General features: G+C 67.0%; 13 protein-coding genes. 5 read left to right on the top strand and 8 right to left on the bottom strand.

Annotated elements, in window-relative coordinates:
- Positions 1 to 40: 40 nt before the first annotated feature.
- A complete protein-coding gene (gene ahbB / locus ACSC1S_RS12990) occupies positions 41 to 1,111 on the bottom strand; it encodes a siroheme decarboxylase subunit beta (protein ID WP_435364695.1) in 1,071 nt (356 codons plus the stop codon).
- A 120-nt stretch (positions 1,112 to 1,231) separates the two neighbouring features.
- Positions 1,232 to 1,636: a DUF5778 family protein gene (locus ACSC1S_RS12995; protein WP_261652254.1), complete on the bottom strand. Its 405-nt coding sequence runs from the start codon at positions 1,634 to 1,636 to the stop codon at positions 1,232 to 1,234.
- 132 nt (positions 1,637 to 1,768) lie between these two features.
- Between ACSC1S_RS12995 and uppS the strand changes: the two genes are divergently transcribed.
- Both uppS and ACSC1S_RS13005 read left to right on the top strand, forming a co-directional pair.
- Positions 1,769 to 2,692, top strand: a complete 924-nt coding sequence (gene uppS / locus ACSC1S_RS13000; RefSeq protein WP_435364696.1) for a polyprenyl diphosphate synthase — start codon at positions 1,769 to 1,771, stop codon at positions 2,690 to 2,692.
- Positions 2,693 to 2,806: 114 nt separating this feature from the next.
- On the top strand, positions 2,807 to 3,424 hold the full coding sequence (locus tag ACSC1S_RS13005) for a hypothetical protein (protein ID WP_435364697.1): 618 nt from the start codon (positions 2,807 to 2,809) through the stop codon (positions 3,422 to 3,424).
- A 59-nt stretch (positions 3,425 to 3,483) separates the two neighbouring features.
- Here the strand turns inward: ACSC1S_RS13005 and ACSC1S_RS13010 are convergent, their stop codons facing one another.
- Positions 3,484 to 4,092 carry an undecaprenyl diphosphate synthase family protein gene (locus ACSC1S_RS13010; protein WP_435319278.1) on the bottom strand — a complete coding sequence of 203 codons (609 nt, stop codon included), beginning with the start codon at positions 4,090 to 4,092 and terminating at the stop codon, positions 3,484 to 3,486.
- A 98-nt stretch (positions 4,093 to 4,190) separates the two neighbouring features.
- On the opposite strand from ACSC1S_RS13010, the gene ACSC1S_RS13015 reads away from it, so the two are divergent.
- A complete protein-coding gene (locus ACSC1S_RS13015) occupies positions 4,191 to 5,552 on the top strand; it encodes a DUF92 domain-containing protein (RefSeq protein ID WP_435364698.1) in 1,362 nt (453 codons plus the stop codon).
- Complete coding sequence (locus tag ACSC1S_RS13020) at positions 5,549 to 5,968, top strand: GNAT family N-acetyltransferase (protein ID WP_435364699.1); 420 nt, start codon at positions 5,549 to 5,551, stop codon at positions 5,966 to 5,968. Before ACSC1S_RS13015 ends, ACSC1S_RS13020 begins: the two co-directional genes overlap by 4 nt.
- 60 nt (positions 5,969 to 6,028) lie before the next feature.
- Here ACSC1S_RS13020 and ACSC1S_RS13025 read toward each other — a convergent pair whose 3' ends face one another.
- From ACSC1S_RS13025 to ACSC1S_RS13035, 3 genes are all read right to left on the bottom strand, one after another.
- A complete protein-coding gene (locus ACSC1S_RS13025) occupies positions 6,029 to 6,205 on the bottom strand; it encodes a hypothetical protein (protein WP_435364700.1) in 177 nt (58 codons plus the stop codon).
- A gap of 127 nt (positions 6,206 to 6,332) precedes the next feature.
- Positions 6,333 to 7,760 (bottom strand): DNA primase DnaG, encoded by a 1,428-nt coding sequence (gene dnaG / locus ACSC1S_RS13030; protein WP_435364701.1) that lies wholly within the window; start codon positions 7,758 to 7,760, stop codon positions 6,333 to 6,335.
- Between the two features lie 168 nt (positions 7,761 to 7,928).
- Positions 7,929 to 8,837, bottom strand: coding sequence for an ArsR/SmtB family transcription factor (locus ACSC1S_RS13035; RefSeq protein ID WP_435364702.1), 909 nt, complete (start codon positions 8,835 to 8,837; stop codon positions 7,929 to 7,931).
- Positions 8,838 to 9,082: 245 nt separating this feature from the next.
- Between ACSC1S_RS13035 and ACSC1S_RS13040 the strand changes: the two genes are divergently transcribed.
- The gene (locus tag ACSC1S_RS13040) at positions 9,083 to 9,739 is read left to right on the top strand and encodes a DUF6517 family protein (protein ID WP_435364703.1); all 657 of its coding nucleotides are present in this window, start codon (positions 9,083 to 9,085) and stop codon (positions 9,737 to 9,739) included.
- Between the two features lie 245 nt (positions 9,740 to 9,984).
- Here ACSC1S_RS13040 and ACSC1S_RS13045 read toward each other — a convergent pair whose 3' ends face one another.
- Together ACSC1S_RS13045 and ACSC1S_RS13050 are read right to left on the bottom strand one after the other, a co-directional pair.
- Positions 9,985 to 10,542 carry a maltose acetyltransferase domain-containing protein gene (locus ACSC1S_RS13045; protein ID WP_435364704.1) on the bottom strand — a complete coding sequence of 186 codons (558 nt, stop codon included), beginning with the start codon at positions 10,540 to 10,542 and terminating at the stop codon, positions 9,985 to 9,987.
- A 38-nt stretch (positions 10,543 to 10,580) separates the two neighbouring features.
- On the bottom strand, positions 10,581 to 11,999 hold the full coding sequence (locus ACSC1S_RS13050; RefSeq protein WP_435364705.1) for an MFS transporter: 1,419 nt from the start codon (positions 11,997 to 11,999) through the stop codon (positions 10,581 to 10,583).
- Positions 12,000 to 12,262 lie beyond the last annotated feature (263 nt).

Below are 12,262 nucleotides of genomic sequence, written 5' to 3' on the forward strand. Positions count from 1 at the left end.
CCGACACGTTCGGGTGGCTGGCTGTCGACGCCGGCGGCGGTCACTCGGACTCCGTGTTCGCCTCGGCGCGCTCGGCCATCCGGATGCCGGTCTTCTTCAGGATGCGCGTCGAGAACAGCGAGTCCCAGTCGTCCTCGCCCACGTCCCAGAACTCGCCCATCTTCTCGCGCACCTGCTGGATGCGCTGCTGGCTCTCCTCCTCACTACGGCCGTGGGTCATCGCGAAGAAGTTGTACGGCCAGACGCCGTCGTGGCGCGGGCGCTCGTAGCAGTGCGTGACGAACTCCAGGCCCGCTATCTCGGGCCCGACCTCGTCGACCACGTCGTCCGGGACGTTCCAGACGGTCATCCCGTTCTCCGTGTAGCCGAGCGCGTAGTGGTTCGGGATGACGCCGATGCGGCGTATCTTCCCCTCGCGCTCGAACCGCCGGATGGTCGAGAGCACCCAGTCGAGGTCGGCGTCGATGGCCTCGGCAACGTCGCTGTACGGCGTCGCCGTCACCGCGAACCCGTCCTGTATCTCCAGGATGAGGTCGCGCTCCTGTGGCGTCAGCGTGTTCCGCCCCGACGGCTCCTCGTTCGGGCCCAGGCCGGTGAGGTCGACCGACCCGCCCTCGATGACGGCGTCGACGTAGAACTTCGCCTCGACGCGGAACTCCTGCTGTTTCGGCAGGTTGTACGTCGGTTGGCCCGTCTCCGCCTCTATCTCGGCGAGCACCTCCTCGACGCGGTCCGCGTCGGCCACGCTGACGACGAACCACATGTTGAGGTGTGGATGCTCGCGCTCGTAGTTGTGTGCCACCTCACGGTGGGCGTTGACCAGCTCGGCGATCTCGTCGAAGCGGTCCTCGGGGGCGTGCATGGCCACGAGCGTGGCCGTCCCCCCGATCTGCTGTGCGTTGATGAGCGGCCCGAACCGGGTGAGCACGCCCTCCTCGTCGAGCCGGCGCACCCGCTCGACGAGTTCGCCCTCGGTCAGTTCGATGCCGCGGTCGCGGAGTGCGGCCGCTGCGGGGTCGAAAGGTCGCGCCACCACCGGGAACCCACCCTGGAACGCGTTGACGATGGCGCGGTCTATGCTGTCCATCTCGTAGTCGACCGCCCTTCCCATGCCCCGTGCTCGGTGTCGGGTAGACATAAGGAACTCGGCATCGGTCGCAGCAGTCGAGAAACCTGAGAACAGCAGTCAGTCGCCGAGAACGCCGATGGACACGTCCATCGAGCCCCCGGCTCAAGAGCCGAGGACGCCCGTCACGTCGTACCCCAGCTCCTCGATATCGGCGAGGATGGCCTCGTGGTCCGCCGTCGCCTCGTAGTAGATGACGACGTCGAAGCTCCCGTTGCGCAGGAGCTGTTGGCACTCCCAGACGAACTCCTCGCCGTCGAGGGTGAGTCCCTGGTGCTGGTTCGAGGAGAAGTCCGGGTCGTCGTTGCCGGAGTTGACGTACACGTCCTTCGGGTCGTGCCCGGCGTGTTCGGCGATGATGTCACCCACGTCCAGGGTCGCCTGCATCATCTGGACGTCCTCCTGCCCGGCGTACTCGGTGTGGACGATCGCCCCGTTGAGCTGGATGTCGCCCGGTTCGAGCAGAGCCTTCGTGCGGCGCTTCAGGTCGTCGTCGATGGTGTCGGCCATGCGCGGGACTCTGCTCGCCCCACAGTTAGCACTCACGGTCCGGTTCCGCCGCCTCCCTCGGCGGCCGGTTCCGGGGACACGACGAACCCGTAACACAAGACACATTAGCGCGTTCGCTGTTACCATCAGCAAATGCGCTCGTGGCTCAAGCGACAGTGGCGTGCCGGCTACGAGCGACTGCTGCGTCGCGAGATATCCGGCACCCCGACCCACGTGGCGGTCATCCAGGACGGGAACCGCCGGTACGCCCGGGAACAGGGTGGTGACGCACCCGACGGGCACCGCGAGGGTGCCCAGACGACCGAACAGGTGCTCCAGTGGTGTCAGGACCTCGACATCGAGGAGCTGACCCTCTACGCCTTCTCGACCGAGAACTTCGAGCGTCCACAGGAGGAACTCGACCCGCTGTTCGACCTGCTCGCGCGAAAGCTCCGCGAGTTCGCGGACAACGAGAAGGTCCACGAGAACGAGGTCCGCATCCGGGCCATCGGTGACGTGTCGATGCTGCCCGAGCGCGTCCAGTCCGCGGTCCGGTACGCCGACGAACGAACCCGCGACTACGACCGGTTCGTGCTGAACATCGCGCTGGCCTACGGCGGCCGCAACGAACTCCTGTCGGCCGCACGGACCGTCGTCGAGTCCGTCGATGCCGGCGACCTCGACCCCGCCGACATCGACGTTGGAACCATCGAGGACCGGCTGTACGGCCAGTCGGTGCGGGACGTGGACCTCATCATCCGGACCGGCGGCGACGAGCGCACCTCGAACTTCCTGCCGTGGCACGCCAACGGGAACGAGGCCGCGGTGTTCTTCTGTGCACCGTACTGGCCGGAGTTCTCGAAGGTGGACTTCCTCCGGGCCATCCGGACCTACGAGAACCGCGAGCAGTCGTGGCGACAGACCCGTGCCCGGCGCGCGCTGGCCCTGCTCCGGGCGTTCGGGACCGCCGAACTGGAGGAGGCCCGGACCGTCGTCGACCGGTTCCGCGACTCGCTCTCGGGCGAGGAGCGCGACGAGGCGAACCGGGTCACCGAGGAGCCACAGCCGGCTGACTGAGCAACGCACCCCCTTCCGGTCAGGACCGTTCTGTTGGGGCACAAGCACCTAACGACCCGTTCGGGTCACCAGCCTTACGAGAGCGTTAATCTCGCCGGCACCGTTTGGTAACGTATGGCAGAGAGCGTACCCGGCCAGGACGACCAGCTGGAGACCCGGACCATCCTGGGTCAGCCCGCACACGTCTGGCAGACACCCGACGAGATATTCATCGAGTGGCGACCGAGTCGCCCCTCCTACTACCGCGTCGCCGAGGGCGACATCGTCAAGGACGCCGACCGGGACGTGGAATCGCCCCTCATCAAGCAGTGGACCGTCACCGAAATCACCCCGGACCGGGTCGTCGCAGAACGCACCCAGGACGGCGAGGTCGACATCCGCGAGTGGGACCGCAAGGAGTTCGAGGGCAAGCTCGTGACCCAGACCTACGCGACGAACCTCACGGACTTCGAGCGCGTGACCGTCCACCAGTTCGGCCACTGGGGCCTCGACGAGGCCGAGCACAGCGAACACACCTACGTCGGTGACCCCTACGTGATGGTCCTCGCGTACGGGAACAACGGCGAGAAGTACGGCCGGCGCTACCACTTCGTCACGCGAGAGAACGACACCGACCTGACCCTCTGGCGGCAGGACCTCGCGATCAGCAACCTCCCCGCCGAACGCGAGTCGACGCTCGACCAGCGTGTCACCAGCGCGCTCGAAGCCGAAGGCTACCGGGTCGTCGAATAGTCCCGTTCTCCCGGGTCGTCGAATAGTCCCGTTCTCCCGGGTCGTCGAATCGTCCTGTTCTACCGGCCGAACCGGCGGTTCCGGTCCTGGTACTCCAGGAGCGCCCGCAGGAAGTCCCGTCGTCGGAAGTCCCGCCAGTTCACGTCGGTGAAGTAGAGTTCGGAGTAGACCGACTGCCAGATCATGAAATCGGAGAGTCGCTCGGCACCGGTCTTGATGACGAGGTCCGGCTCCGCGGGGAACACCAGCCGCTCCTCGATGTCCGACTCGTCGATGTCGGCGGGGTCGAGGTCGCCCTCGGCCACCTCGCTGGCGACGTTCCTGACCGCGTTCGTGAACTCGTGTTTGCCGCCGAGGCCGATGCCCACCTGGATGGGCGCGTCGGCGCGTTCGCCGTCCTCCGGACCACGGACCGCCACCTCGGCCGGTGCGTCTATCTGGTCGAACTGGCGGGCCAGCGTCGGGGCCGCGGCCGCGTCCAGGACGCTCACGTAGACGGTGATGCGCTCGGCACCGAACTCGAACGCCCACCTGAAGCAGCGAGACAGCGTCTCGTAGGCACCCTGTTCGAGCAGGTCGCGCTCCGTGATGACGAGGGCGACGTGCTCTGGCAACGGGGTGTCGTCCATGCGGACACGCATCGCGAGATAGCTGTCGTACAGTCCCACACGCCCGGTTTGCGGCCACTGGCTCCTGAACCTGTCGTCTCGCGGGCGACCAATGGCTTCGGAATTGGTAAGTAACCGCCGGGAAAAGGGGGAGTCGCGTGACTACAGCAGTCCGGAGAGCAGGTGCCTTCGCGGCCGTCGGGACGCTCGTGCTGGTACTCCCCGCATACGGGGTGGCCGCCGCCGCGCCGCTTGCTCTCGCCGCACTCGTCGGGGCAGCGTTCGTCACCGACGGGCCGCTGTTCGAGCTATTCGCCAGACCCGGCGACCGCGAGGAGAACCGTCTGTACGGCCTCCTCGGGTTCGTCCTCTCTCTCACCGGTCTCGGTCTCCTCACCACTGCCTCCATCCTGACGACCGGCGACGTCCCGGAGCTCCCGCTGTACGTGTTCGTCGGGACGGTCCTGCTACTCGTCTACGGCAACCTCTGCTCCGAGCTTGTCAAACGGTATCGGCGCGGCCCGTTCGCCGCCAGCACCGGCTTCATGGCTGGTGGGTTCGTCGCCAGCGTCGCCGGGCAAGCCCTCACCATCTGGCTGACGACCGACACCGTCCCGACCGACGTACTGCCGAAACTCGCCTTCCTCGCCGCGAGCGGGGCGTTCCTCGGCGCGTTGCTGCGAGCGCTCCTGTTCGAACGAGACGACTCGCTCGTCCTCTTCTCGGTCGGCCTGCTCCTCTGGCTGCTCTCCGAACTCGCCCCGCAGGTTCACTACCAGGACGTCGCCGCCGCCATCCTCGTGACACTCGCCCTCGGATACGTCTCCTATGCGCTCCAGACCGCCTCGGTCGAGGGGATGCTCACTGGCATCCTCCTCTCGGTCCTCACCATCGTGTTGGGCGGTCTCGGCTGGTTCTCGCTGCTCATCACCTTCTTCGGCGTCGGTGCACTCGCCACCAAGTTCAGATACGACATCAAGAAAGACCGCGGTGTCGCCGAGGAGAACGACGGCGCTCGCGGCACCGGGAACGTCCTCGGGAACGCCGCGGTCGCCCTCGCGTCCGTCCTCGGGTTCGCCGCCGCCACCGTCGGCCTCCTCCCGGTCGATGCGACCTACTTCCTGTTCGCGTTCGCCGGCTCGCTCTCGACCGCACTCAGCGACACACTCTCCAGTGAGGTCGGGGCCATCTTCGACAATCCGCGCCTCGTCACGACCTGGAAGCGGGTCGAACCGGGCACGGACGGCGCGGTCACCTGGCAGGGCGAACTCGCCGGTATCGCCGGCGCGCTCGCCATGGGCATCATCGCGATCGCGGTGTTCCCGGGCGTCGACCCGAGCATGACCGTCACCCCGACCGGCGGCGGCATCGTCCTGCTCGCCGGCGTCGCGGGGATGACCGTCGACAGCCTCCTCGGTGCGACCATCGAAGGCCCGGTCGTCGGGAACCAGGGTGTGAACTTCCTCGCGACGCTCTCGGGTGCCATCGTCGCGGTCGCCGCGTTCGTCTTCCTGCTGTGACCGACGTGATTCGCGCCGCGGAACCGAGAGACCTCCCTTCGATTCGAGCCCTCCAGACGTGTCTCCCCGAGCCCGCGAGCGACCTGTTCACCGACCTGCCGCCGGGCGTGACGCTGGTGTCGGAAGCGGACGGGCTCGTGGTGGGATACATCCACGCCTTCACCGGGGAGCCAGCCTACGCGACCGAACTGGCCGTGGCACCCGCGAACCGACGGGAGGGGCGCGGGAAACGCCTCTTCCAGTCGCTGTTCGTCCACCTCCGGCGCGCGGGCTGTCAGGCCGTGACGCTGACGGTCCAGCCGGAGAACGAGGGTGCGCGAGACCTGTACGAGGAACTCGGATTCGTGGTGGAGGAGCGCCTGCCGGGCTACTTCGAGGACGGGGGCGACGCGCTCAGGATGCGGCGGCCGTTGTAGGGCCGATGGCCTCGGAACGTCGACCTACCGTCTGCAAGCGGGCCACTTCCTCCGGCAGGCCTATCCCGAACCGCTCCCCATCCGGCGGTTGCTCGTCGCGATGAGAATCAGCCCGACGATGAGGAGCGTGGTCGCAGCCGGGACCGTCCGGTCACCGAAGACCCCGCCGTCCCACGTCATCGCTGCTGCGCCGAGCGCCAGGAACAGTCCGAGCCAGAACGTCCAGTGTCGGCCCATACCTCTCTCTTGGTCGTCTGAGGAGATAGCTCTCTCCACCGTCGCTCGCGAGGCAATCGGTGAACGCCAAGAACAGACGTCCGAGATGGGAGAAAGATGAGATGGACCGGCTAGTTTGGCCCAGCTACTACTCGCCCAGCAGCTGGTCGCCCGTCAGGATTCGCACCGAGGTCGGCCGCTTGACGAACTCGCCGAACTCCCGGGCGACGACCTGGCCGACACCGCGCTGGGCGGCCACGTCGAGAACCCGCTGGGAGAGTTCGCCGTCGAGGACGAGCGCGTGTGGGGCCTCCTCGGCGTCGCGGACGAGCTCGAACGCCTTCTCGGCGTCGTCGGCCGCGAGCACGTCCCACTCGTCGTCCAGCAGCCGGACCTCGCCGATGGCGTCGCCGAGGACCGCGGCGACGTGGCCGCGGAGGGTCTCGACGCCCGCGGGTTCGTCGGCGGGCTCGGCATCTGTTTCCGCGGACTCGACGGTGGCCGACTGGGCGGCCTCCGTCTCGGCCGAACCGGCCGGTGTCGTGTTCTCTGCCTCGGCAGCCGTCGTCGCGGTCGCGGCTTCGTTCGCCGACTCGCCGCCGGTCGTGACGGTCGCCGCCTCGGCTGTGGCTGCCTCGGCGGTGGCCGCACCGTCGCCCGCACTCGCGGGCTCGTCGGGGGATTCGGGGGTCGCTGTGTTGCTCCCCTCCTGTTCCGGCGCGGGGACCGTGCTCCCGTCGGTCGCCGCGATGGCGACGTGCGGGTCGTTCTTCTCCGCGACGACCTCGAAGGGGACCTTCTCGCGCAGCGCCTCGAACACCTCGTGGTGGAGCATGTCCTCGACGGACTTGCCCTCGGGCGCGAAGGCGACGTAGTCGACCTCGGCGACCTGCGAGAGCTCCTTGAGGATGAGGTCGCCGCCGCGGTCGCCGTCGAGGAAGGCCGTGACCGTCTTCTCCTGGGTCAGGTCCGCGACCGCCTCGGGGACGTTCGTCCCTTCGACGGCGATGGCGTTCTTGATGCCGTATTTCAGGAGCTGGAGCACGTCGGCGCGCCCCTCGACGACGACGATGGCGTCGCTGTCCTCGACGCGAGGGCCGGCCGGGAGCCCGTCGTACTCGGTGATGTCCTCGACACGGACGTGCTGGCGCACCTCGCGAAGGATCTCCTCGGAGGACATGATGGAGTCGTCGAACGAGGTCGCCAGGAGTTCCTTGGCGCGTTCGACCACCTCGCGGCGCTTGGCCGCGCGGACGTCCTCGATGTCCGTTACTTCGAGACGGGCGGCACAGGGGCCGACCCGTGTGATGGTTTCGAGCGCGGCCGCCAGGGTGGCGGTCGCGACCTTATCGATGCTGGTGGCGATCGTGACCTCGCCGAACGAGCGCCCGGCCTCGGACTGGATCTCGACGTCGATTCGCCCGACCTTCGAGGACTGCTGGAGGTCTCGGAGATCGAGTTCGTCACCGAGGAGGCCCTCCGTCTGGCCGAATATCGCACCGACGACGTCGCTGCGTTCGACCACCCCGTCAGCCGTGATGTTCGCGTGAATGAGGTATTTGGATGTATCGTCCATTGATGAATCTGCCCCGTCGTGGGGGCGAATGCTGATAACGCCATGATTGTACTCATGGGCTGCACCACTCTCTAGGGGTTCGTCGCGGATACTTGTTGTTATCGCCGTAGGAAACGAGAAACGGGGCCACGAACGCTGTGATTCCAAAGAGATGTCGCTTGGTTTACCTTACAGCTTCCCGTCGCGGACGTACCAGACGGCGACGACCAGAGTGAGGACGAGCAGGCCACCGGCGAAGAAGAGCGCACCCGGCGGGATGGACGAGAGCGCCGCGTCAGCACCGGCAGCGGCGGCTTCCGTCGCGGTCTGGGTGGTCTCGACGCCCCCGTCGGCCGCGGTCTGCATGCTCTCGGCGGTCGGCTGGGCGGTGGCTGCCTCGGTCGCGACCTGGGTTTGCGTCCCCGTCGCCATCGGCTCTGCGGTGCCCGTCGCCTGGGGTGTCGCGGTGCTCGTCGCCTGCGCCGCTTCGGTGCTCGTCTGCGTCGCGTCCTGGACGGAGACAGCGCCGCCCCCATCACCGCTGGCTGCAGTGGCAGTCGCGCTATCGTTTCCGGCTGACTGGCCAGTCCAGCCTGCATCTACATCGCCGCCGCCCGCCGACTCGCCACCGCTGGTCGGGCTGGGCACGCCGCCGAGCAGCCGGGGCAGGCCGTACTGGACGAACAGGCTGCCGGCCGCGATGACGCCGATGCCACCGATGAAGCGGGCGAGCGCGCCCTTGAGTCGCGAGGCGCGCTGTTCGTCGCCGGAGATGACGAGCGGGCCGGACTGGGGCGCGTAGACGTTCATCTCGTTGCCCCGCGAGGAGTACCACACGTCGACCACGTCGATGAGGCCGGCGTCTTCCAGTTTCTCCAGGTGGTAGCGGACGTTCTGGATGGAGGAGTCAATCTCGTCGGCGATATCACTGGGAGTGCGCGGCTCCTCGTGGAGGCAAGTGTAGATCTGGCGGGCGGTGTCGGACGAGAGAGCGCCGAACACCTTGTCGGCGTCGTCGCCCTCCAGTTCGACCACCCGTGGTGCCTGCTCGCCGGGGGTCGGTGCGTCGTCCGAGCGGAACGGGAGGAGCCGCGACATCGTATACCCTTCTTCATGCCCGGTAAGTAAACGGGTTTCGCAAGCTGAAACATCGTTTTGAGCTACCCCACCCCGGCGCTATCGTGCGATTCGTTCTGTCGGGGCGTTTCGGACAGTATCGGGCGTGTTGGTAGAATCGCGTAAGTGAAACGGTCGTTTCGGCGGGTTCAGCCTCGGTGAAACTCACCTCTCACCAACCGCCGTGACCGGCACGCCGAAGTCGGTCCGGTTGCTACCCCCAGTCGATGAGCGCCCCCCGCCTCTCCGAGGAGTTGCTCGCGGACTACGGCTGGGAGCTGTCCCAGACCGAGACCGAGAACGCACTCACCCTCCCGTTCTTCTCCATCACCGCCCACAACGCGATCTACGAGCACAGTGACAGCATCGCCGCCTACGCCGACATCGCGGACCCGCGGGTCACCATCGGCGGCCGCGCCTTCTTCACGACCGACCTGCAGTTCAAGCCGCCGCTCTCGAAGTTCGGCGTCGACCCCGCCTCTGTCTTCGGCATCGCGACCCGCCACGCCAGGAAGGAGTTCAAGAAGAGCGTCGAGGCCGACGGGCTGACCGAGGTCCGGAAGATAGACGCCCGCGAGTTCGACCGCCCCGGCGGCGGCCCGGCCCGGGCCTTCGGCTACGAAGTGAAGTTCCCCCTGCACGACGACGTCATCGAGCAGGACGTGGTCGACGGGCAGTTCGTGCTGGAGTCGGAGCTGTGGGCGGGCCTCTGGCCGACCGAGGGCGCATACGCGATGGCTGGCGGGATGTACCCGCTGGAGGAGGTCGACGAGGCGATTCTGCGGCAGGCGTCGGGGGCGCGGCTGGCGACGGATGCCCGGGTGCATCCGAGTCCTGAGCGCGACCGCAAGCAGGTGTTCGAGGCGATGCGGCTGGTGGAGTGAGCGTTCTCGATTTTTGCTGTCTCTCTCGGTGTCGTTTGCACTGTTGCTGGTTCGAATAGCAAGACCACTCGCGCCGATGGCAGTGAACCGCGACCGCCCAGCACCGCGCCGCACCCTCCCCAGCCGACTGTGATGCTCGGCTTCGCCTGCGCTTCTCATCCCTCGCGCGTCTCTACCGGCAGCCACTCGCGTCGCTCGGGACTGCCGGCAGCGCGCGCCACAGTGAAAAGTCAGGCCGCAGGAAATCACTCCAGTTCCTTGACCACCTGCGCCGGATTCCCACCCACGACAACGTTCTCGGGCACGTCATCCACGACCACTGCTCCAGAAGCGACGACGGCGTCGTCACCGATCTCGACCCCGGGATTGATGACGGCCTGGCCGCCGATCCAGACCCGGTCGCCGACCGTGACGGGCGCGCCGGATTCGCGGCCGCTGGTTCGCTCGGCGGCGTCGAGTGGATGGGTCGCGGTGTAGACGTGGACGCCCGGGCCGAGCATGCACTCGTCGCCGAACCGGATGGGACAGACGTCGAGGAAGGTGCAGTCGTAGTTGGCGAAGAACCGGTCACCCAGATGGATGTTGTAGCCGTAATCACAGCGGAAGGTCGGCTCGACGAGCGCGCCGTCCCCGAGCGAGCCGAACAGCTCTTCGAGTATCGCCCATCGTTCGCCAATCTCGTCCACGTCGGCCTCGTTCAGGCGGTTGCACAACCGGCGGGCGCGATGTCGCTCCTCGACCAGTATCGGGTCCTGCGGGTCGTATGGCTCGCCCGCCAGCATCTTCTCCTTCTCGGAGGGCATGGACAATAGTTCGCGCGGCCCGGACAAAAAGCCGCAAGTCAGAACAGCGGTTCGCCCATCGTCTCCCGACCGAACAGGAGCACGACGGCCCCACCGAGCCCGAACGCCACCGCGAGGGGGACGAGCGCGACGAGGTAGCCCGTCTCCACGAGGAGGCCGGCGAGGATGGGCCCGATGACGGCGGCTATCTTGCCGACGCCGCCGGCGAAGCCGTTCCCGGTGGCTCTCGCTTCCGTGGGGAACAGTTCAGGCGTGTAGGCGTAGATGGCACCCCACGCGCCCAGCGTGAAGAAGCTCGCCGCGAGCAGGCCGCCGAAGAACGGCCAGAAGCCAGAGAGCCCCAGGCCGAGGAAGTCCACGCCGGGCATCGAGGCCGCGAAGACGAAGGTGAACACGCCCGAGAGCAGGAGGTACGAGCCGAGGGTGGCCTTCCGGCCGATGACCTCGACCAGGTAGGCCGCGCTGAGGTAGCCCGGAATCTGGACGAGCGCGATGAGGACGAAGTAGACGTAGATGCCTTCGACTGTCAGTCCGCCCAAACTGATGCTTTCGACCACCCCGGCCGCACCGACGGTCTGTGGCAGCCAGATGAACACCCCGTAGTACCCGAAGTTGATGGCGAACCACGCCGCCGCGATCATCACGGTCTGCTGGCGCAGGTCGGCCTCGAACAGCCGCGAGAACTTGGCTTTCGGGGCGACCTCGACGCGGTCGGCCTGGATAGGCGTGTACTCCGCACCGTTCTCCTCGGCGATGGCCTTGATGCGCTCGTTCGCCCCGTCGATGTCACCCTGGCGCGCCAGGAAGTACGGGGTCTCGCGAAGCTGGGACCGGATGACGAACACGAGCAGGGCCGGGAACGCCGAACTCACGAACAGGAGCCGCCAGCCTGCGACCTCGCCGAAGACGGGAACCGACACCATCCCACCCGTGGTCAGCACCGAGAGGAACAGCCACGCCAGCAGGACGGCGAGCAGGTTCCCGATAGGCCAGAACGCGTCGAGGTACACCAGATATCGGCCCCGCCGATTGGTCGGCAGGTGCTCGGAGAGGTAGGAGGTGTCGACCGCCAGCGCCCCGCCGAGGCCGATGCCCGTCAGGAACCGCAGGGCGAACCCGCTGTAGAATCCCACCGCCAGGGCGGTCAACCCGGCGAACACCGAGTAGGTCAACACGGTCCACTGGAAGGCGTCGATTCGCCCGTATCTATCGGCGTACCAGCCCCAACCCCAGTTCCCCACTATCATCCCCATCAGGCTCGCAGACCCGAGCAATCCAGCCGTCAACCCGGAGAGTTCCCACGCGCCGACGAGGACGGGCAGGGTGAAGCTGATGATGATGACCTCCATCCCGTCGAAGGCCCACGCACTCCCACAGATCGCCAGCAGGCGTCGATGGAACGCCCCGACCGGGATTCGGTCCAGCACCTGCGAGACCGAGACGGTGTCGTCTGCCATACGTCAGTGACTCACTTACCACGGGGACTACTCGTGTACGTACTTAAATCAAGAGGAATCTGGCTGTCGATTGCCAGTATCGAAGACGGATTTTCTTCGGTTTCGGAGACGGGGCGTCCGAGTGTTTTCGATAGTAGAGGAACAGCCGGGTGGCGCGTGCGGACTCGCGTGGCGAGCGAAGCGAAGCCGCGAGTCGGCAACGCGCGAGGGATGAGGACCGCAGTGGAGTGAAACGGAACGAGGACCGTAATCGGCTGGGGAGG

The sequence above is a fragment of the Haloarchaeobius pelagicus genome, assembly GCF_051207375.1.
Lineage (GTDB): Archaea > Halobacteriota > Halobacteria > Halobacteriales > Natrialbaceae > Haloarchaeobius.

Coding starts and splice junctions, on each gene's coding strand:
- ahbB (WP_435364695.1), bottom strand. CDS start 1,111: ATGGGAAGGGCGGTCGACTACGAGATGGACAGCATAGACCGCGCCATC.
- ACSC1S_RS12995 (WP_261652254.1), bottom strand. CDS start 1,636: ATGGCCGACACCATCGACGACGACCTGAAGCGCCGCACGAAGGCTCTG.
- uppS (WP_435364696.1), top strand. CDS start 1,769: ATGCGCTCGTGGCTCAAGCGACAGTGGCGTGCCGGCTACGAGCGACTG.
- ACSC1S_RS13005 (WP_435364697.1), top strand. CDS start 2,807: ATGGCAGAGAGCGTACCCGGCCAGGACGACCAGCTGGAGACCCGGACC.
- ACSC1S_RS13025 (WP_435364700.1), bottom strand. CDS start 6,205: ATGGGCCGACACTGGACGTTCTGGCTCGGACTGTTCCTGGCGCTCGGC.
- dnaG (WP_435364701.1), bottom strand. CDS start 7,760: ATGGACGATACATCCAAATACCTCATTCACGCGAACATCACGGCTGAC.
- ACSC1S_RS13035 (WP_435364702.1), bottom strand. CDS start 8,837: ATGTCGCGGCTCCTCCCGTTCCGCTCGGACGACGCACCGACCCCCGGC.
- ACSC1S_RS13040 (WP_435364703.1), top strand. CDS start 9,083: ATGAGCGCCCCCCGCCTCTCCGAGGAGTTGCTCGCGGACTACGGCTGG.
- ACSC1S_RS13045 (WP_435364704.1), bottom strand. CDS start 10,542: ATGCCCTCCGAGAAGGAGAAGATGCTGGCGGGCGAGCCATACGACCCG.
- ACSC1S_RS13050 (WP_435364705.1), bottom strand. CDS start 11,999: ATGGCAGACGACACCGTCTCGGTCTCGCAGGTGCTGGACCGAATCCCG.